Origin of the sequence: Clostridium zhoujianii (assembly GCF_051590805.1) — a bacterium.
GTDB lineage: Bacteria > Bacillota > Clostridia > Clostridiales > Clostridiaceae > Clostridium.
The window spans coordinates 1,210,729-1,232,404 of the sequence record NZ_JBPUTF010000001.1; the positions used below are offsets into that span (position 1 = coordinate 1,210,729).

14 protein-coding genes and 1 other annotated feature are annotated in these 21,676 nt (G+C 29.2%); of the genes, 12 read left to right on the top strand and 2 right to left on the bottom strand.

Annotated elements, in window-relative coordinates:
• Positions 1-81 precede the first annotated feature (81 nt).
• Positions 82-302: a binding site (T-box leader), on the top strand.
• 154 nt (positions 303-456) lie between these two features.
• The 11 genes from aspS to ACSYT2_RS05820 all read left to right on the top strand — a co-directional run bounded on the left by aspS (position 457) and on the right by ACSYT2_RS05820 (position 16,295).
• A complete protein-coding gene (aspS, locus tag ACSYT2_RS05770; RefSeq protein WP_438384059.1) occupies positions 457-1,746 on the top strand; it encodes an aspartate--tRNA(Asn) ligase in 1,290 nt (429 codons plus the stop codon).
• A 204-nt stretch (positions 1,747-1,950) separates the two neighbouring features.
• Positions 1,951-4,248 carry an ABC transporter permease gene (locus tag ACSYT2_RS05775; RefSeq protein ID WP_438384060.1) on the top strand — a complete coding sequence of 766 codons (2,298 nt, stop codon included), beginning with the start codon at positions 1,951-1,953 and terminating at the stop codon, positions 4,246-4,248.
• Between the two features lie 13 nt (positions 4,249-4,261).
• Entirely contained in the window at positions 4,262-5,020 is a 759-nt protein-coding gene (locus tag ACSYT2_RS05780) for an ABC transporter ATP-binding protein (protein ID WP_438384062.1), read from the top strand.
• A gap of 94 nt (positions 5,021-5,114) precedes the next feature.
• Positions 5,115-5,810, top strand: coding sequence for a response regulator transcription factor (locus tag ACSYT2_RS05785; RefSeq protein WP_438384064.1), 696 nt, complete (start codon positions 5,115-5,117; stop codon positions 5,808-5,810).
• Positions 5,803-7,161: a sensor histidine kinase gene (locus tag ACSYT2_RS05790; protein WP_438384066.1), complete on the top strand. Its 1,359-nt coding sequence runs from the start codon at positions 5,803-5,805 to the stop codon at positions 7,159-7,161. Before ACSYT2_RS05785 ends, ACSYT2_RS05790 begins: the two co-directional genes overlap by 8 nt.
• A gap of 51 nt (positions 7,162-7,212) precedes the next feature.
• Positions 7,213-7,842 (top strand): hypothetical protein, encoded by a 630-nt coding sequence (locus ACSYT2_RS05795; RefSeq protein ID WP_438384069.1) that lies wholly within the window; start codon positions 7,213-7,215, stop codon positions 7,840-7,842.
• Positions 7,843-7,855: 13 nt separating this feature from the next.
• Entirely contained in the window at positions 7,856-8,542 is a 687-nt protein-coding gene (locus tag ACSYT2_RS05800; RefSeq protein ID WP_438384070.1) for a response regulator transcription factor, read from the top strand.
• Positions 8,539-9,696, top strand: a complete 1,158-nt coding sequence (locus ACSYT2_RS05805; RefSeq protein WP_438384072.1) for a HAMP domain-containing sensor histidine kinase — start codon at positions 8,539-8,541, stop codon at positions 9,694-9,696. The genes ACSYT2_RS05800 and ACSYT2_RS05805 overlap by 4 nt, the downstream gene beginning before the upstream one ends.
• 51 nt (positions 9,697-9,747) lie before the next feature.
• A complete protein-coding gene (locus tag ACSYT2_RS05810) occupies positions 9,748-10,503 on the top strand; it encodes an ABC transporter ATP-binding protein (protein WP_430856241.1) in 756 nt (251 codons plus the stop codon).
• A gap of 1 nt (position 10,504) precedes the next feature.
• Positions 10,505-12,853: an ABC transporter permease gene (locus ACSYT2_RS05815; RefSeq protein ID WP_438384074.1), complete on the top strand. Its 2,349-nt coding sequence runs from the start codon at positions 10,505-10,507 to the stop codon at positions 12,851-12,853.
• Positions 12,854-13,235: 382 nt separating this feature from the next.
• The gene (locus ACSYT2_RS05820; RefSeq protein WP_438384075.1) at positions 13,236-16,295 is read left to right on the top strand and encodes a S8 family serine peptidase; all 3,060 of its coding nucleotides are present in this window, start codon (positions 13,236-13,238) and stop codon (positions 16,293-16,295) included.
• A gap of 113 nt (positions 16,296-16,408) precedes the next feature.
• Here ACSYT2_RS05820 and ACSYT2_RS05825 read toward each other — a convergent pair whose 3' ends face one another.
• Positions 16,409-18,163, bottom strand: a complete 1,755-nt coding sequence (locus ACSYT2_RS05825; RefSeq protein WP_430856244.1) for a S8 family peptidase — start codon at positions 18,161-18,163, stop codon at positions 16,409-16,411.
• Positions 18,156-19,832: a S8 family peptidase gene (locus ACSYT2_RS05830; protein WP_438384078.1), complete on the bottom strand. Its 1,677-nt coding sequence runs from the start codon at positions 19,830-19,832 to the stop codon at positions 18,156-18,158. Before ACSYT2_RS05830 ends, ACSYT2_RS05825 begins: the two co-directional genes overlap by 8 nt.
• A gap of 520 nt (positions 19,833-20,352) precedes the next feature.
• Here ACSYT2_RS05830 and ACSYT2_RS05835 point away from each other — a divergent pair.
• Positions 20,353-21,483, top strand: coding sequence for a M50 family metallopeptidase (locus ACSYT2_RS05835; protein ID WP_438384080.1), 1,131 nt, complete (start codon positions 20,353-20,355; stop codon positions 21,481-21,483).
• The last annotated feature ends 193 nt before the right edge of the window (positions 21,484-21,676 follow it).

A 21,676-nucleotide genomic window follows, 5' to 3' on the forward strand; every position in this document is an offset into this window, starting at 1 on the left:
TAGATATAGGTAAATGAGCTTATATAATAACACTAAATAAGATGTTGACAATAATAATATTTTTAAATAGAATATAGTAAAGTAAATTCTTTGAAGGAAAGAGTAAATATATACTTAGTATCCAAAGCGAGTAGGGTTGGTGAGAGCCTATGAGAAAGGTAGTATTGAAAGACATTCTGGAGAAGCTTATCTGAACTATAGTAAGATAAGACGGGTTTCCTCCGTTATAGGGGCTTAAGATGATAATGTATTAATACATTATTGAATTAGGATGGTACCGTGAATATGCATTCACTCCTATTAGGAGTGGGTGCTTTTTTTTATATATAGGAAGAGCGCATTCTATATATGGTACTCATTTTAGTTCAATTAAACATTATTAAAAAGGGTGGTACCGCGAAATATTTTGCCCCTTGAGTTTTTACTCAAGGGGATTGTTTTTTTGGAGGTAATAATATGAAAAGAAAATTAGTAAATGAATTAAAAGAATTTATAGATGAAAAAGTATGTATTAAGGGATGGATTTATAAAATTAGGAGATTAAAAAATATCACTTTTATAATTATTAGAGATAGATCAGGGTTAGTTCAATGTATTGTAAATAATAATGACTTTGATTTATCTGAAATAAGTATTGAGTCAGTAGTATCTATTATTGGAAAGGTGAAAGAAAGCAATAATAAATTAAATCCATTTGAAGTAGAAGTAGAGAGTATAGAGATTATAAGTAAAGCGGATAGTGAGCTTCCAATAGAAATAAATAAGGGAAATTTAGAAGTTAATTTGGACACAATGCTTAATAATAGAGTATTAAGTTTAAGACACCAAAAAATAAACGGAATTTTTAAAATACAAAATATTATAGTAAATGCATTTAGAGATTTTTTAAACAATGAGGGATTTACAGAAATTCATACACCTAAAATTGTTAAGGAAGGTGCAGAAGGTGGCACAGAGGTTTTCGAAGTGAAATACTTTGAATATAAAGCTTACCTTGCTCAAAGTCCTCAATTTTATAAACAAATGATGGTTGGTTCTGGATTTGAAAGGGTATTTGAAATAGGTCATGCTTATAGGGCAGAAGAGCATAATACAAATAGACATCTTAATGAGTATATAAGTATGGATTTAGAAATGGGATTCATTGAAAATGAATTTGATATTATAGAATTAGAAGAAAATTTATTGAAATTTATACTAAGAGCCTTAGAAGATAAGGGTGGAAAATATTTAGAGCTCTTAGAAGTGGAGTTGCCAGTAATAAATGAAGAGATACCTAGGATCAGATTTAATGAAGCAATTAGTATATTAAAAGAGAATTATAATAAAGAATTATTAGAGGGAGATTTAGATCCTGAGGCTGAGAAGCTTATATGCAAATATGCAAAAGAAAAGTTAGGCAGTGATTTTCTATTCTTAACTCATTATCCAAGGAAGAAGAGACCAATGTATACAATGCCACATGGTAAAGAAGGTACACATAGCTTTGATTTATTATTTAAAGGAATAGAGATTACAACAGGTGGGCAAAGAATACATGACTATAAAATGTTAGTGGAAAATATGAGGTATAAGGGACTTGATTCTAATAACTATAAAAGTTATTTAGAATTATTTAAGTATGGCATGCCTAAGCATGGAGGATTAGCTATTGGATTAGAAAGAATTACAGCAAAAATTTTAGGTCTGGAAAATGTAAGAGAAGCAACTTTGATTACTAGAGACAGAAAGAGACTTATTCCATAATTTAATAAATTAGTAGATAGGCTGATTAAAGCCTATCTCTTTTTTATATATAAAAAAATAGAAAGATGTAAGAATTCATTAAGAATTAGAATACGAGGATTATATATTTATCTCCTATAATTAAAAGTGTAGCAAAGAAAAATTAGGAATTTAAATAAAGAAAAAATAATGAATAAAGGGGCAAATAATATGTGGTTATCTAAAATGAAAAAAAGGAAGGGTCAGTATTTTTTACTGGGGATTATATTTACTATAGCAATTGCACTTATATCAGTAAGCACAATAGTTACAGCAGTATCTGAAAGCTTTGTGCAAAAGTATTATGAGGGGGATAGCACACCTGATATTACAGTTATTACAACAAAGGAATCAGTAATAGAGAAAACTGCTAGTTGGTATGAGTCTCAGGGAAATGAAACTAGAAATTATAAAAAATATGATTTATTTTCAGTTTCAACAAATTTAAGTTTTAATGATGAGATAAATGATAATCTTATGAGTTATGTTATTCCAATTGATAATGTGGAAAATTTAAGTAACAAAATGAATATTGTTGAAGGTAATAAGGAACAGATGGCACCAAAAGAAGGCGAGATGTGGATACCTTCCACAATTGCAGATATTAAGGGTATTGAGGTTTCAGACACCGCGAAAATAATAGATAGTAATGGAAAGACCTCAGGATATAAAATATCAGCAATAGTAAATGACTCAAATCAAGCAACAACTGGAGTTGGAATTCTTTATCTTTATGTAAATGAAGCTAAAAGGGAAAGTTTAAAAGAACTACCAAAAGGAAATTTGATAACTATGAATTGCGATGGAGATCCATCAAAAAAGAATGTGGAATTATCTGAGTATATTAACGAGCCTCTTGGAGGAGCAATAGTTGATAAAAATCTTTATGTGGTTACCTCAGTAATGTCAGCTAGTTTGGCTGGAGGCTTTGGGATAATAGCTTCAATAATATTAATAGTAGTTTTAATCTTAATATTAAGATCAAATATAAAAAATAACATTTTAAAGGAATATAAATCAATAGGTATATATAAAGCAATGGGATATTCCTCAAAGAAAATAAGAAGAGTTTATTTATACGGATATGGACTTGTGTCAATAGTATCATCTTTACTTGGAATATTAATAAGCATTCCAATGGTGTCTTATATATGCAATATTATTTTTAAATATTTTGGAGAATACAAATTTGATGTGACTTCATTAGCAATAGTTATAGTGGCATTTATACTATTTAACAGCTTAGTTTATATTAATCTTTATAGAGTACTTAAGGTAGTTGATAAGATTAAACCAGTAGATGCAATAAATATTGGATTAACATCATCACAGAAAAAGATGAAAAAATCTTTAATTAGTAATAGTAGCTCAAGTTTTGCTATGGCAATTAATGATATGTTCAAATATAAAAAGAAAAGTATATTAATCTTAATGATATTTACCTTGGTCTTCTATATTTCAGTATTGTTCCTTAATGTAGCAAATACAATGATGACATTAGATAGTAGTTTATATAAAGTATTTGGTACTGCAAATTCAGATTTAGTTATAGCAGCACCTAGTGATATAGAGGATTCTATAAAGGATGTTAAAGATTATTTAGATAATGATGATAGGGTGGATAATTACTACCTTTGGGATGTTATAGGACAAAGTAAGGTTGCAATTGATGGTTCAAAATACAATATAGACAGTGGAACACTTATGGCAATGACTTATGATAAATATAACAATGAAGATTTCTCTATAACAGAAGGTGTAAATCCAAGAAATAAAAATGAAGTATCACTAGATGGATCTATACTAAAGAACAACAATTTTAAAATTGGTGACTATATAACAATAGATATAGAAGGGGAAAATAGAGAATTTTTAATTGTAGGAAGTTACTTTTCTATGATGGCAGGTGGGTCAAGTATAAGATTAACTAATGATGTATTATCTAGTGGATCAAATGGAAATATTGCTTTTGTAAAATTAAAAAATGTAGAAGATTATGAAGGATTAAAGAAGGATTTAGATAGTAAATTCGAAGGCATTTCAGTAGATAATATTTATGCTCCATTAAAGAATACTGCATCACAAGTTGTAGATTCTGTTGTGCCAATTTCATTAATACTATTGGTTGGAGTATTAATATTTGGGATTTTTAATATCATAGATACCTTAATAACAAGTAATCTAGATAATAGAAAGAACTATGGAATAATGAAAAGTTTAGGCTTTGATTCAAAATATATTAGAAGAAGAAGTAACTTTAGAATAATGACCTTAGCAATAATCGGGGCAGTAATTGGAGTTGGGGTTAATGTTCTATCATCAGATAAATTAATGAAAGCAGCATTAGGCTATGACATACTAACAATTAATTATAGTATGACTACAATACTTGTAGCCATAAGCTTTGGTTTGATAATTGTAACAATGCATATTTGTAATAGATCAATAAAGAAAATATCAACAGTAGAATTAATAAAAGAGTAGAGGGGTAATTAAAATGAAAGAAATATTAATAAAAACAGAGGATTTATGTAAATCATTTATTATAGGAAAAACAGGAATTAATGTATTAAAAAATCTTAATCTAGAAATATATAAAGGTGATTTTACAGTAATTATGGGAAGTTCAGGTTCAGGTAAATCAACTTTGTTATATTCATTAAGTACAATGGACAATCCTACTTCAGGAAAGATAAACTTACTTGGAAAGGATGTATCAGAAATAAATGAAACAGAAGCAAGTAAAATTAGAAATAAAGACATAAGTTTTATATTCCAAGGGATAAATTTATTACCGGACTTAACTATTTATGAAAATATAACTTATGCAGCTATGTATGATAAAAAGAATAAAAAAGATATTCAAGATAAAGCTGATAAATTATTAAAAGAATTAGATTTATATGAGCATAAAGATAAGTATCCATCAGAAATCTCTGGAGGAATGCAGCAAAGGGTAGCAATTGCAAGAGCTATAATAAATGAACCAGAAATAATATTTGGTGATGAACCAACAGGAGCATTAAATTCGTCAATGGGAGCTACTGTCTTAGATATATTAAGTTATATAAATGATAAGGGACAATCAATAGTTATGGTTACTCATGATATAAAGTCAGCTTTGAGAGGAAATAGAATACTTTATATTAATGATGGAAGAATTGATGGAGAGGTTAATCTAGGTAAATATAACGCAGGTAATTATAAAGAAAGAAAAAACAAGTTGCAAAGATTTTTAGAAGAAAAATCTTGGTAGAACTTGTAAGAAAATTAATAAAATGTTAAAATTATAACTAAGATAAGCTCAGTAAAATATTATTTTGCTGGGCTAAAATTTTAGGGGGCAAACTATGGATACAGAAAAGGTTCTTATAGTTGAGGATGATAATGATTTAGCTAATTTAGTGAAGGATTATTTAAGAATAGAAGGGTATGTTGGCGTTATAGCTATAGATGGACAAGAGGGCATAGAACTTGGGAGGAAAGAAGAATTTTCTTTAATAATATTAGATATAATGCTACCAGAAGTTGATGGAATAACAGTATGTAGAAAAATTAGGGAGGTATCTAATATTCCAATCATTATGCTATCTGCTAAAAATGGAGAAATGGACAAGATATTATCCCTTGGAGTTGGGGCAGATGATTATATGACAAAACCTTTTTCGCCAATGGAGCTACTTGCAAGAGTAAAATCACAACTGAGACGTGCAAACTTTATTGTGTCTAAACCCTTAGAAGAAGGAGTAAAGGAGTATGGTGATTTAAAGATTTATTCTAAGAGCTATAAGGTAATCATTAAAGGGGAGGAAGTGGTCCTAACTACTAAGGAATTTAAATTATTAGATTTTCTAACTAAGCATTCTGGACAAGTATTTAGTAAAGAACAGCTTTATGATGGAGTATGGGGATGTAGTGAGTTTATGGATGAAAACACAATAGCTGTATATGTAAAAAGATTACGTAGTAAGCTTGGAGATATAGGGAAAAATTCTATTAAAACTGTATGGGGAGTAGGCTATAAGTGGGAGTACTGTGATGAATAAATATATAAAAGCTGCATTATCCAGGCTTTTAATAATACTTATAGCTTTAGTAATTTTCTTTGGGATATCCTTAGTTCTTTTAGTTAAAGATGACTATTTTAAAGATATTACAAACAGCTGTAGAATATTAGTTTCAGAACAACTTTATAACATAACATTAGGTGAAGAAAATGCAGAAGGAAAATATACATATAGGATTATTGCTTTGGACGGAAAGGTTATAAAATCAACAGAAAAGAATGGATATGATGAGATTTCACTAAAGAATATTTCCTTTGATAATTGGTATGAGGAAAATAATGAAGGATTAGTTAGGTATTCAGCACCATTAGTTATAGATGGAAAAATTGAAAATATAGTTATTTTTACAATTCCAAAGGATGATGTAATAACCTTGAGAAATGATAAAGGCCATAGAGAGATGTACAAGATAGCTGCCATATTGATTTTTTTGAGTATTTTATTAGTTGTTTATAGAATTTATAGGCTTTGGAATAAAGATGTTTTATTACCAATTAGTGAAATGCATAAATCAGCTACAGAAATATTAAAAGGAAATTATCTAGAAAAGGTAAGCTATGATTATAATAGTGAGATAGGTAAATTTTCTCATGATTTTGAAAATATGAGAGATAGCTTAAGGGTATCCGGGGAAAGAGAAGAAGAATTAAAGATAGCAGAAAAAGAACTATTGGCATGTATTTCACATGATTTAAAAACACCTATAGCAAATATCTTAGGATATTGTGAAGGGATAATAGATGGTGTAGTTTATGAAGAAAAAGATGTAAAGAGATATACGGGAATAATACATAAAAAAGCAAGAGATTTAACAAAGCTTATAGATGATATACTGGAACTTTCAAAAGCAGAGATAAATCAGATGACAATAAAAAAAGAAGAGATCTATTCAAAGGAGTTTTTTACTGACTTGTTAGATGAAGTATCAATGGATGTAGCTTCTAGTGGAAGAAAGCTTGTGAAAGAGGTTGAAATACCTAATTTATTAATTAATTTAGATAAGGATAAAATCACACAAGTTATAAATAATATTATTTCTAATTCAATTAAGTATACTTATGAAAATGGAGTTATAAGTATTGCCTTTAAAAAGATTGATGACGGATTAGAAATACATATAAAAGATAACGGTGTAGGTATAGCAGCTGAGGAAATTCCTTTTGTCTTTAATAAATTTTATAGAAGCGAAAAGCATAGAAATCAGAATATACAAGGATCTGGACTAGGATTATCTATAGCTAAATATATTGTGGAAATGCACAATGGTAGCATAGAGATGATTAGTAATAAAGATAGTGGGACTAGTGTTATTTTTAAGATTAAAAATTAAAAAAATTGGTAGCGATGGGATAAATAAAATGAGAAGTATATGGAGGAAAAGATGAGAAAAATAGTAAGTATTATATTAATAGTTATTCTTACATCATTATCATTGGTTGGTTGTGGTTTTAAGTTTAAGTTGGATTTTTCAAAATCAGATTATGATGTTGAAGAAATTGTGGAAACAGGTAAGGTAGGAACTGTTGAAGATTTAAAGAAAGTAAATAGTAGAAGGTATAGAAATTTAACTAAAGATTTATACGACAATGAAGAGATGCTTCTATCTAAAGATGATGATTATCTTTTTACTGTGAAGGAATACTCTCCATTTAGAAGTAGTTTTGGAATGAGTTTTAAGTATTTTAGAGGATACAAGACCATGGCGTATTTTTATAGATACAGGCAGACTACTGATAATATTACCTTTAGATATAAAGGTGCATTAAAAAAGGGAAGATGTAAAGCGATTATAATATCACCTTCTTTAGAGATAGTATCATCAATTGATTTAAATGGAGAAGGGGCTATTGATGTTCCTATTACAGAGGATGGTAATTACTATGTGAGATTAATTGGCGATGACGCATCAGGTGAGGTAGAGTTAGATGCTAAAGGTAATGACTTAGTTTATAAATTTGCTCCTGAAAGTTTTGAGAAAGCAATTGATACAGGATTATACGATTATCCATAGGTAAGGGGGAATTATGAAAGAAAAAGATATTCTTATTATAGATGATGATAATGATTTAGCCATGATAATAAAAGATGCCTTAGAGGATCATGGATATAAAGGAGAAATAGCTAATTCAGTAAACAATGGATATGAAGCATTAGAAAAGGATAAATATAAATTAATCATATTAGATGTAAATCTACCAGATGAAACAGGTTTCGACTTTTGCAAAAGAATCAGGGAAGAAAGTAATATTCCTATAATATTCATAAGTGCAAGAACAAGTGATACAGATAAAATAACAGGACTAGATATTGGTGGAGATGACTTCATTCCAAAGCCCTTTTCCCTTTCAGAATTACTATCTAGAGTTAATGCAAATATTAGAAGGGCATATGGCTTTAAAAAGGAAGAAAAATTCAGATTTTATAATATAGAGATTGATTTAGACAATAGAATAGTAAAAAAAGATGGACAAGTTTTAAGCTTATCATTAAAGGAGTTTGATTTACTTAAATACTTTATACAAAATAGAAACAAAATCCTAAAGAAGGCAACTATATTTAATGAGGTTTGGGGTATCTTTAGTGAAATTGAAATATCCACCTTAGCTGTTCATGTAAGATGGCTTAGAGAAAAGCTAGAGGAGGATTCTTCAAATCCTAAAATATTAAAAACAGTTTGGGGTATTGGATATACATTTGAGGTGCCACAATGAGAAAAAGAATAGTATTAATAACCCTAGTATTTACCTTAGTTATTACTGGGGTATTTTTCATGGTCTTTAAATCAATGGATGTAAAAGAAATGGAAAATAAGGAAAGATTGCAGATTGTTGCATTAAATGAAATTCAAGAGTTAACAAAAAAAGCTATAGATGATAAAAGTTATACAGGGGAGCTAGAGATAAAAATAAGTGAGTTACAAAATGAAATAAAGGGAGATAGTATAAGTAATGTTCATGCTTTAAAAAATAAGATGAAAATAGTATATCTTTCAGTTATAGCTTTTATATTAATAATCTTTTACTATATTTATATTAGAATAATTAAACCATTTAACTCTTTAGAAGGCTTTGCAGAGGAGGTATCTAAAGGAAATTTAGAAGTACCCTTATATATAGAAAGAAAAAATATATTTGGAGACTTTTCCTATTCCTTTGATAGAATGCGGGAAGAAATTAAATATTCAAAGGAAAGAGAAAGGGGCATTATAGAAAATAATAAGACAGTTATTTCAACAATTTCTCATGATATTAAAACTCCAGTAGCCTCCATACGAGCATATTGTGAAGGTCTTAAATCAAATATGGACAGTACCTATGAAAGAAGGGAAAGGTATCTTTCTGTAATTATGAAAAAATGTGATGAAGTTACCCGCCTTACTAATGATTTATTTCTTCATGCTCTTACTGATTTAGAAAAGCTAGAAATAAATTTAGAAAATCATAATAGTAAGAATCTTATAGAAAGAATTTTAGAGAGTATTAAATTTGATTCCTCAATAATTAATATAGTAGGAGAAATCCCTAGTCTTAATATTCTAGTTGATGAAAAACGACTTAATGAAGTCTTTCAAAATATTATTAATAATAGCTTAAAGTACGGTAATGGTGAAAAAATAGATCTCTATCATTCAATAGAGGATGGATATTTATGCTCTTACATTAAGGATTATGGAGATGGAATAAGTGATAAGGACATGCCTTTTATTTTTAATAAGTTCTATAGAGGAGAAAATGTTAAAGGGAAAGAAGGTAGCGGTTTAGGCTTATATATTGTTAAGTATATTATGGATAATATGAAAGGTGAGGTAGCCATAAAAAATAGATGTGATGGGGTAACCCTGATTCTTAAGATAAAAATCTCTTAAAGATTTCTTAATAACTTAAATGATAGGATTATTATAGAGAGGAGAGATAATATGAAAAAGGAATTGTTAAAGGCAAGAAATATATGCAAAAGCTATGCTAATGATGGGTTACAAAATCATGTGTTAAATCATGTGGATTTAGATATTTATGAAGGTGATTTTACAATAATCATGGGAAGCTCAGGCTCAGGTAAATCAACACTTTTATATAGTTTAAGTGGTATGGATAGTATAAACAATGGGGAAGTAATTTTAGGGGATAAAAGTATTTATACTATGAAAACAGATGCTTTAGCCAAATTTAGAAGAGAAAGAATAGGCTTTGTTTTTCAACAGATGCACCTTGTATCAAATTTAAGTATATTTGAAAATGTTGCAGTACCAGGCTATTTAGTTTCAAAGACAAAGGAAGTAAATAATAGAGCAAAGGAGCTTTTAGATAAGTTTGGACTTAAGGATCTATATAAAAGATTGCCTTCACAAGTTTCAGGTGGACAACAGCAAAGAGCTTCAGTTGCAAGGGCACTTATCAATAATCCAGAGCTTATATTTGCAGATGAGCCAACAGGAGCATTAAATTCAAAAGCAGGGAAAGAGGTTTTAGATGTTTTAACTGAAATTAATAGAGGTGGACAAAGCATCTTAATGGTAACTCATGATATAAAGGCTGCTTTAAGGGGAAATAGAATTATTTATATTGAAGATGGAAGAATCGAAGGGGAACTAAACTTAGAAGCCTATAAAGACGAAGCTAGAAAATCAAGGGAGACTCAAATTTTCTCATGGTTATCTAGTAAGGGGTGGTAGTATGGCTCTTTGGACAATAATTAAATCAAATCTAAAGAAGAAAAAGCTTAATGTTATAAGCCTATTCCTATTATTTTTTATTATTTCAATATCCGTTTCTGTTTTCTTAAGCTCTGTTATTAATGGACATAAAAGTTATGATGAGGCATTAAAAAATGCTGCTTTACCAGATATAGTTAATTATCTTGATAAAGGGCAAGGAAATGAGGAACTTATAGAAAATCTGAGGCTTAATAAAATAGTAAAAGAAGTAGAAACTATTGATTTTATTTTATCCAAGACTGTTATCCATAATGAAGAAGATGGTAATATTTCTGGTCATATATATGTTAATGATAACAAGAAACACCAATATAAAATGGAGGATGGTACAGTAATAGATGCTCCTAAAAGTGGGGAAGTATATTTACCCTATGTTTTAAAGAAAGATTTTAAGGCAAAGGTTAATGATGATATTATCTTTAAGGTTGATGGTAAGGAATATACCTTTAAAATAGGTGGTTTTTATGAGGAGCCCTTATGTGGAAGTAATAGCATAGGAGTAAAGTATTTTCTTGTTAATTTAGATGATTTTAATAGAATAAAGAATGAAATAAATATTAATGATGCCATGAAATTGATGGTAAATACTTTTATTAAAGATGAATTTAAGTGGGAAAACTTTAATGAGAATTTATTAAAGTTAAATGAGGAAACCTCTATTGAAAAGTATGGAAATTACTTTAGACAAGAAAGTTTACGGGAATATACTTTTACCATGACAGATATGATAAGTGCTATATTTATGGGGTTTATAGGCTTATTATTTGTAATAGTAATTTTAGTTATAGCTCAATCTATAAAGACACAAATTGAAATGGATTATACCTATTTAGGAGTATATAAGTCCTTAGGCTTTACAAATATAAAACTAATATGGATATTCATATTACAATATTTAATCATAGGATTAGTTGGGACTGTAGCAGGCTTAATTGGAGGAGTTTTAGGTGTTGATACCATTGGTAAAATCCTTCTTTCTAATACTGGATTACTTTATAAGGGAGGAATTAGACTTTTACCATGTTTAGGGCTTTTTTTAGTAATTATGATAGTTATAATTTTTGTAACATTTATTGTTACAAGAAATGTTACTAAGATATCAGCAGTAGAGGCTATTTCACTAGGAAGATCACCTGTTTACTTTAAAGGGAGAATTAATTTCTATTTAGATAGGGTAACAGCTTTACCTTTAAGTATTAAGCTTCCAATAAAACAGATTGTTACAAATATAAAGCAATATATAGTATTAACTTTAGTAATTTCATCTCTCACATTTTTTATAATGTCTATTTTCTCTATTGGAGATTTATTAAATGAGGAGAATATTTCAGGAGTTTTTAATCTTGTAAGAAGTGATATAACAGTATATTTTGAAAGGGACGAGGATAAAGAAGTCGCTGAAGATATAATTAAGGATGTTAAAGATATGACTACTGTAACTAAAAGATTTTTTATAAGAGGAACATACAAAGCTGTAGATAATATGAGTATGTATGTTATGGTTGTTGATAATTCAGAAGAGGTACTGTCAAAGCCTGTAGAGGGAAGACTACCTAATTATAAAAATGAAGTTATGCTTAATAAGAAGGTTTGTGAAATCCTTAATAAGGGTATTGGAGACAAAATAATTATAGAGAATGAAACTGGAGCTAAGAAGGAGTATATTGTTACTGGAATACATGATTCCATGAGTGATATGGGGAAGAACGTAGTTATTTCTCTAGAAGGTATAAGAGAGCTTGAAGATTATAAGGTTCCTGCAATAGACTTACAAATTAAAAATAGAGAAAATACCCCTGAGATTGTTAGAACATTAAAAGAAAAGTATGCAAAATATAATGACAGAATTAATATAGTAGATAGGTATACTGAGGAAAAGAAAGAGATGGAAGATATATATAGTACAATAAATTTAAGCATTACTATAGTAACTGTTATATCAATTGTAACTGTAATATTAATTACTATTTTAGTTTGTAGCCAAACATTCCTTAAGGAAAGAATAGATTTAGGAATATTAAAGTCACAGGGATTTACATCTAAGTTTTTAAGATTTGGATTTGCTTTAAGATTTTTAATAGTTTCTTTAGTAGGAGGAATAATTGGAATAGTATTAAATTTTGTTTTTAATGATATGCTAATGAGATTAATATTTACTAATGTTGGAATGAGTAGTTTTATAACTGAGTATTCATTATTTAATGTATCAGTTCCTGTAATAACTCTTTCACTTTTTACCATCATGGCTTCTTATATTATAAGTGTTAAAATAAAAAATGTAAGTCCGAAGGATTTGATAGTTGAATAGGAATAGTTTATCAAAGGAGGTAGGGAATAATCCATACCTCTTAATTTATGCAGAAATATAATAAAAAGTTATATTCTAAATATAAGAGAGGAGATCTAAAGTTGTTAATGTTAGTAACATAGATTAATTAAAATCTTAATGTATTATTACCAATATTTATTATATATTTTGAACTATAATTCGATTACATATTTATTAATATGTGTAATAATTTTTAATGAAAATGATTTAGTCACAGAATATTAATATCTACTATAGTGAATTCTATTGTATTTAAGAAATATAATTGATAGAATACGTTATGGAAATATAATGTATATATGGTTATTAATTGATGTGAATTGGTAATAAATTAAATAATAAAAGGGGGATAATTCTGAAAATGAGGGGATTAAATAAATTCAAAAAAGTTATAGCAATTTTACTAACATCGACAATGGTCCAAGGAACTTTTATACTTAATGTATCAGCTAAAGATGAAAAGTCAGATGATAAATTAAATATATTCTACCAAGGAAATGAAGTGAAACCATTAATTGATAAAGAATTAGAGAATTCAAAACTAGATTCAAAACTAGATTCAAAGCTTTTAGAGTTAACTGGAAATCAAAAGTTAACAAAATCAGCTAACTCAATGGTATATGTATATATAAAGACAAAGACTGGAGAAGGTACTAAAATTGTTGAGCCTTATATAAATAAGATTGGTAACATTGATAGTGAAAATAAACTTTTTACAGCCTGGGTTAATGTAGATAAAATAAAGGAAATTAAAGCTTTAGATGAGGTTATAAATATTGAAATAGTAATTAAACCTAATATTAATGTAGCAACTGAAGGGGATCAATTACACAGAGCTGACCTTGTAAGAAAACTTAATAGTGGTTCTAATGGGAAAGGTATGAAAGTTGGGGTTATCTCTGATGGTGTTGATCATTTGAATGATTCTGTTAAGAAGGGGGCACTACCATCAAATGTAACTGTATTAAGTAATAAGGTTACTGGTGATGAAGGAACAGCCATGTTAGAAATAGTACATGCTTTAGCACCAGGAGCTGACTTGTATTTTAATGATTGTGGGGAAGATAAAATTGGATTTAATAAAGCAGTTGATAATTTAGTAGCAGCAGGCTGTAATATAATAGTAGATGATATTTCATGGATTACGGAGCCATTCTTCGAGGATGGAATAGTTGCCACCCATGTTAAAGATGTTATAAAGAAGACAGGAATATGCTATATGTCATCTGCTGGAAACTCGGCTACAAGTCATTATACAGGACTTTATTATAATGGTGGCTATAATAATCATGACTTTAGTTCTGGTAAAAAGCCAGATGATAAGAATATGTACATTCGAGTTAAGCCAGGTGAAAGTGCCATAGTTGTCTTACAATGGGATGATCAATTTGGTAACTCAAATAATGATTATGATCTATATCTTAGAGATATGAATGGAAATATTATTGGTGAAAGTAGTGCTTATCAAAATGGTGCTGGATCAAATCCATTAGAAGCTATTCAATATACAAATAATACAAGTAATAGTATTGATGCTGTTATAGATGTGAAAAATTCTGAAGGAGAAGCAGCACAAAAAACATTAGAACTATATATTTATGGAGAGAATTATATAAATAATGTTGTTTCAAGTGATTCAATTTTTGGTCAAGCTGCTGTTCCAGAAGTTATTACAGTAGGTGCAATTGAAGCTTCAGCTCCAAATGAAGTTGCTAACTACTCCTCACAAGGACCAGTGTCTAAGCTTAATAATGTAAAGATAAACAAACCAGATATTAGTGGAGCAGCAGGAGTGTCTGTTACAGGTGCAGGTGGATTTCCAACAAAATTCAGTGGTACAAGTGCAGCTGCACCACATATAGCAGCAATAGTAGCTTTGTTATGGTCAAAAAATCCTGGAATGACAAATAATCAAGTTAGTAACTTAGTAAAGAATAATGCTAAAGATATGGGGACAGTAGGTTACGACAGTATTTATGGAAATGGTAAAGCAGATGCATTGGATTCATATTTAGCAATGAAACCTATTGCAGTTATAAATAGAAGTAATACTACTTATAAAGGATTTAATGTTAATTTAAATGGGAAGGAAAGTCTTGGGAAAACAGGAGCTACCTTAAAATATAATTGGGCCCTTCTTTCAAAACCTACAGGTAGTCAAGCACAATTAGGTGGAGCAACTACTGCAACACCTTCATTTAAAGCAGATTTAATAGGTAATTATAAAGTATCCCTTACTGTAAATGATGGAAGCACTAATAGTGATACTGTATATATTGATGTTAAGGCTAAAAATATTAATAGTACAATTGACGATATTGATGAAAGTTCAGTTGATACATCAAAGACTATTAATATTGGAAAAGATGTTAAGGTTAAGCCTATAGCTTTAACAGATGGTTGGGTGATTACGGCTGATAATACGAATAAAATCAAAATATTGAATGTGATTTCTAGTGAAGTAGCTAAGGAGTATCAACTTACATCAGTGCCAAATTGTATTGATTTTGACTTTGATAGAGGAATAATAATTGCATCAGTAAAAGATGAAAAAAAGATTATTAAAATTGATGTAAATACAGATGAAGTTACTGAAATAGCCACTACCTATTCATATGGTGGAATTACATTTGGTGAAGAGGGATATGCTTTTGCATATGCAGGAATATGGCCAAAGGGTTATATAAGTACAATAGATTTAGTAAGAAAGCAAGTAGTTAATAGTATTGAAGCAGATGTAGATGATGTTGGATCAATTATTTATGATAAAGATAATAATAATTTATTTCTTGCAGAGAAGGGAATAAGTCCAAGTTCAATTTATAGATATACTTATAATGAAAGCAGCAAGGGTATACAGCTTCAGCAAAGTGCAAGGTTAGGAGGAAATGGACTTGATCTTGCTATGTCATGGGATAAGAAACACATAGCATTCTCTTGTGGTGGAGGTAATGGATCTGGATATACGATATTTGATATTGACAGCTCAGATATAACTAAGACCTTTGGAGAATGGAATACAGGTTCATATCCAACAGCAGCATCTTTCACAAGTGATAGCAAATATATAATTACATCAAATAGTTATGAACTTAAACTATTTAGTGTTAAATACCATACTCTTTTGAAGACAATTAAAAGAGGTGGAGCTGATAATAATGGTAAAGTACTATTTTCAAGAGGTGGTAAGTTAATACATGACTTTGATTCAGGAACCTTCACTTCTTACAAGAGTGGAATTATGCCAGCTGATGTTAATACTGATAATAGGGTAGATATTAAAGATATATCAGAGATTGCAAAGAGTTATAACAGTAAACCTGGAGATAAAGTAGAGTGGGATTCTTCTCTTGATTTAAATCATGATAACTTTATTGATATTTATGATTTAGTTTTAGTATCAAAGGAAATAAAACAGTAAAAAAACTTGGCAGGTCAAGTACCTGCCAAGTTTTTTTAGTTATTATTTTTAGGAGTATTATATCATATATAGAGAATCCAATAAGATATTTTGCATAGTTAGCTTACTAGAATCTAAGTTAAGTTTTTAAATATTCCATATATATCTAACATTCCATATCCCCATTGAGGGTTTGGATATATGTCACCAGTTCTTTTTCTAGTTCCCCTTGTTAAGTATGTTTTTACATTTTGTGATGAAAGTAGAGGATTATTACCTCTTACTATGCCCCATTGGAATAACAAAGTACAAGCTCCTGCTAAAATAGCTGCTGAAACACTTGTACCATTTAATTGATCAATTCTATTATTGGGTCCAACTGCTAAAGCATCTTTTCCACCTGCTGCTATATCTATTCTATCTAGATATAGTTCACTAAATGCCATACCTGAATAATTTAGTATATTATCATTCTCTTGATTATAAGCTGCAGCTGTAATTATTTCAGCTGAATCACCTGGAATTGTAATAGTTCCATAAGGGATACTAGAAAAGAATCTAGTATTCTTACTTTTGATTCCACTTTGAAAAGTCCAAGAGTTAAAGGTTGCATTAGATCCTTTATCTAAAGTTAGTCTAAACTTCCAAGTACCGGATCGTATATTATGCATGGCAATTCTTATTAATTGCTCTCCTGTAAATACTTCTGGGATAAATTCTTTAGAAACAACGGTAGTTTCCTCTAATATAAATTTAAAAGAATCTACACTGCCTATAGAACTTTGCATTATACCGGACTCTTCACCTGAAGGAGAGATTACATTAATACTCACGACGTTAGGTAAATCAATCCAAAAATCTACAATTAAATTTTTATCTTCATTTGAAATTATAAGCTCTATAGTTTTACTATCACCTACATTTTGTATTAAACCTGATGTATGTCCCCCTTCATTACCTTCGTTTCCAGAGCCAGTTACAATTACTATTCCTGTATTAATAGAAATTGATTTTATATATTTATCCATTATAGAGTTACCTTTATGATTTCCGAGGCTTGTTCCTAGTGGTAATAATATAACTAATGGTTTAGACTCTTTCAAAGCATAATTTTTTAGAAGTTCTAAAGCTGAAAATAAGGATGTGATATTATAAGTAGGTATTTTTATATCAAATCTTTCTTTTATTGAAATAGCTTCTAATAACTTAACAATTGCAAATTCACAATTAGGTGCAACTCCTGTAAGTAAATCATTTTTACCTTTAGCACCAACAAGAGATGCCATATTAGTCCCGTGTCCAATTTCATCTTTAGAAGGTACAATATCGTAAGGATTACCTCCTTTTCTATGTTCTTGCAATGCCATATTTATCTTTTCTTTAGTAAATATGCTTCCGTAAGGGGTTTCAAGGTTAGTTTTTTTACCATCCATTATAGTTTGATCCCAGATAAAGTTTATCCTTGTATTACCATTATCATCTATAAATTCATCATTTAAGTAGTCTATTCCTGTATCAATTATACCAACCACAACACCATTACCCTTTAAATTTATTGAATCTTCATTTTGTATATATTTCAGGTTAGTAGCCTCTTTTGGGGTAGTTTGTAGTAATGTATATATTTCTAATATTTTAATATAGGTAATAGCATCAAATCTTCTATTATTCCTTTCAATTATATTTCGAATATATGTTATTTCATCATCCAGATAATTTAAGTCTATTTTTACGGATAATGTTGCGTATTTATCATTAATTATAGTTACATATATACCATCAATATCCTTAAATTCTTCAGATATATTACCTTCATACTGAATTAGAAAGTGTCTATAATCTAGATTTGCATAAATATTTTCAGGAATATCACTAATTCTATTAATCAAATAAATCAATCCTTTTATCGCATATTCTATAAGTATCTATTTCTATTCTCATTAAAAAACTTTTTGATTCATACTCATAATATTTAGATGTTGCATTTCTATATATTCCACCTATGAATTCAAAGGTATTTAATATATTTAAAGTACCATAACCAGTTGTCTCATTAGGGTAAGTTCTATTACTATCTTTGTCTGCACCATAAATTAAGTAACTTCTGACTTTAGCTGAAAATATTTCTGAATCGTGGTTATCAATTATTGCCCATTGAATAATTAAAGCACATACACCTGAAACAATTGCTGTGGCAGCTGAACTTCCACTTGCAGTTGCTATTATTCCACCTGGAGAAGTAGTTAAAATATTAACTCCAGCTGTTGTAATATCAGGATTAATAGCTCCATCTGTATTATATCCACGTCCTGAGGTTCCAACTATAGAATTAGTTAGGCTATTATAGTAAGCTACTGTAACTACATTTAAAGCTGTTGATGGAATAGTTAGTGTATTTAGTGGATCAGGCTTAAGAAATCTAGTACCATCAGGTAAAAGAGATAGGGGTAATAGCCATATATGGAACCTTCCATCAATTATATAATCTCCTTTTAGTCCAATCTTCCAAATACCTTTTCGTATATCTTTAAATGATAATTTTATAGTCTCATAGCCAGTTGTTACGTCTGCATCAGAAATCCTAACAGTGAGAGTTGTATTAATTAATATATAATTAACTACCTTTTTCTTAGATATATTTGCATCTATATATCCTGAACTTTCACTATAGGGAGAAGTAATATTTATAGACATTCTATTTGGTCTTGTTATCCATATATATAGTGAAAAGTTTTTTAAGTCCTTTGTAATATTTAATTCTATAATATCTTCTTCACCAACAAATTTGATATTGTTTGAGTAATGTCCATCTCCTAAACCTTCATTACCAGTTCCAGCCACTATTATAATACCTCTTTTATCAGAGATTTCAGATAAGTAAGTTGATATTAGATTATTAGCATTATGGGCACCTACAGTTGTTCCTACACTAATATTAATTATAAGTGGCTTATTAACCTTTATAGAATATTGATATAAATAGTCTATTCCTGCTAATACTTCAGGTGTATTATATACAGGAACTTCTTGAAGGCCATTCTCTTTTAATATCTTTTTATAATTAGCAGAAGGGGCCAATTTAACTACAACAAAGTTACAATCGTTAGCTACACCTTCTATTGCTTTATCGTAGCCTCTCGCACCAATTATCCCAGCGATTTTTGTACCATGTCCATTAGTATCTACTGATGGCACAATATCATATGGATTCTGATTATTTGCCTTGGCTTTTAGTGCTCTATTTATTTCATCACTAGTAAATTCTTTACCTAAGTGATATGGATGAACAGGAGCTTGAATTGTTTGATCCCAAATACTTTCAATCCTTGAAGTACCATCTTCTCTTATAAATTCTTTATTCAAGTAATCAATTCCAGTGTCTATTAGACCAACTAATACTCCTTTACCAGTTAAATTTAGATAAGGATTTATCTTCATCTGATTGATCTCATCAACACTATTTGGAGAAATATCCTGAAGTACATATGCTCCTCTAACTTCAATAAATATAATGGAAGGAACATCTTTCAGTAATCTAGGAATATCATCTTCATTCACAGCAACTACTGCTAACTTTTCGTTTATTATATCTCCAAAAGCATAATCTACTTTATCAATTTCACCTTTAAAGTCACCTCTATATTCAGCAATGTATCCCTCTGTATCTTCATCTAAGTATGGATTGTAATACTCATCCCTAATAGTAGCACCACCTATATAAAATTTTAACAGCCATATAATTACTAATACTCAAATCTTCAATAAGTTGAAGCTAAGCATTGATATGAGACAAGATTTGTTATTATAAGCTTCAGATGGAGTAGGAATCCTATTAAGAAAACTCCATCTAAGCTTAAGAATCACTTTATACATATATATGAATAAATTTATAAAATAAGATTGATTTAATTATAATATTTATTTCGAAATATATATGGTATAGTCCATATGAGAGTCATATAGTTCCATGAAATCAACTTCCTTATAAATAGATATGCAGTTTAGTGATTGTCCTAATATACTGTTAGCAGAAGAGTATATGTTATATAATGGTACTAATAAGCTTGGGGGGATATAAATGAAGAAAGATAATAAGTCCAAAGGAGTAATTGGATTTATATTACTCATAATAGTCTGTGTAGTAATTGGTGGAATAGTGGGAGCAATACTAGGTTCGAGAAAAAGTGATATACCTGATTTAGGACTATTTGAATTTATATTAGTATTTGTAACTCTTTTTATTACTTTTATAATTCAGGTGATAATACACGAAGGAGGGCATTTAGTATTTGGACTTCTATCTGGATATGAGTTTGTATCCTTTAGAGTAGGATCATTAACTATAGTTAATGATGATGGTAAGCTTACTATAAAGAAGTTCAAAATACAAGGAACTGGCGGCCAATGCCTTATGATGCCCAAAAATGAAGATTATAGAGAAATTAAATATATTCTATTTAACCTAGGTGGAGTATTTATGAATACTGTAGTTTCAATTGCATCAGTAGCTATTTGCATAACATATTCTGATAATATTATTTTAAGTATATTTTTAAATATGATGATTATATCAGGTGTAATTATTATTATCACTAATGGAATTCCAATGAAAGTAGGAGGAATTCCTAATGACGGATATAATGCACTATCAATTGGAAAAAGCGATATAATAAAATACTCATTTTATATCCAACTAAAGATAAATGGACTTATGTATAAAGGAAAGAGGATTAAAGACATGCCAATTCAGTGGTTTCAGCTTAAAGAAGGTGCAGATTATAATAATCCATTAATAACTCCAGTAAAATGTATTGAGGCTGCTTATTATCATGATAAACTTGACTTTGACAATGCAAAGAAATGCTATGAAGACTTATTAGAAGTAGCGCCTGATATACCAAAGGTATATGAATATGAAATAGATTGTGAGCTTCTATTCTATGAAATTATTGGTGATAGAAAACATGAAGTAATAGAAAGGTTATATACTGAAGAGTTAAAGAAGTATATTACGGCTACTGAGACTCATATCACAAAGAAACGTCTGATGTACGCGTATTACCTTATAATAGAAAGGAATATGGATAAGGCAAATAAATTATTAAAAGAATTTGAGGCATTGAAAAAGACTTATCCATCTAAAGGGGAAATTGCAAATGAAGTAGAAGTAATGGAATTTGTTAGAAAGATTAGTTTGAAGCTTATATAAGGAGATTCAAAAAATAGCTTACAAGGCTAAATATCTATGATATATAAAAAGATTTTGAGAATTTAGATAATGGCACTTATAGAGAATCACTTGAAACGTTAAATTTAATGTGAATTATTATAGTAAAGGAGGCTATTATATGGAGTTAGATATTAGTATTATTTTATGGACAGTTATTAATATTACCTTAGTA

Bases quoted from the DNA above. Each gene is read 5' to 3' on its own strand.
- ACSYT2_RS05820 (WP_438384075.1), top strand. From the start codon at position 13,236: ATGAGGGGATTAAATAAATTCAAAAAAGTTATAGCAATTTTACTAACA.
- ACSYT2_RS05815 (WP_438384074.1), top strand. From the start codon at position 10,505: ATGGCTCTTTGGACAATAATTAAATCAAATCTAAAGAAGAAAAAGCTT.
- ACSYT2_RS05795 (WP_438384069.1), top strand. From the start codon at position 7,213: ATGAGAAAAATAGTAAGTATTATATTAATAGTTATTCTTACATCATTA.
- ACSYT2_RS05785 (WP_438384064.1), top strand. From the start codon at position 5,115: ATGGATACAGAAAAGGTTCTTATAGTTGAGGATGATAATGATTTAGCT.
- aspS (WP_438384059.1), top strand. From the start codon at position 457: ATGAAAAGAAAATTAGTAAATGAATTAAAAGAATTTATAGATGAAAAA.
- ACSYT2_RS05780 (WP_438384062.1), top strand. From the start codon at position 4,262: ATGAAAGAAATATTAATAAAAACAGAGGATTTATGTAAATCATTTATT.
- ACSYT2_RS05805 (WP_438384072.1), top strand. From the start codon at position 8,539: ATGAGAAAAAGAATAGTATTAATAACCCTAGTATTTACCTTAGTTATT.
- ACSYT2_RS05800 (WP_438384070.1), top strand. From the start codon at position 7,856: ATGAAAGAAAAAGATATTCTTATTATAGATGATGATAATGATTTAGCC.
- ACSYT2_RS05810 (WP_430856241.1), top strand. From the start codon at position 9,748: ATGAAAAAGGAATTGTTAAAGGCAAGAAATATATGCAAAAGCTATGCT.
- ACSYT2_RS05790 (WP_438384066.1), top strand. From the start codon at position 5,803: ATGAATAAATATATAAAAGCTGCATTATCCAGGCTTTTAATAATACTT.
- ACSYT2_RS05775 (WP_438384060.1), top strand. From the start codon at position 1,951: ATGAAAAAAAGGAAGGGTCAGTATTTTTTACTGGGGATTATATTTACT.
- ACSYT2_RS05835 (WP_438384080.1), top strand. From the start codon at position 20,353: ATGAAGAAAGATAATAAGTCCAAAGGAGTAATTGGATTTATATTACTC.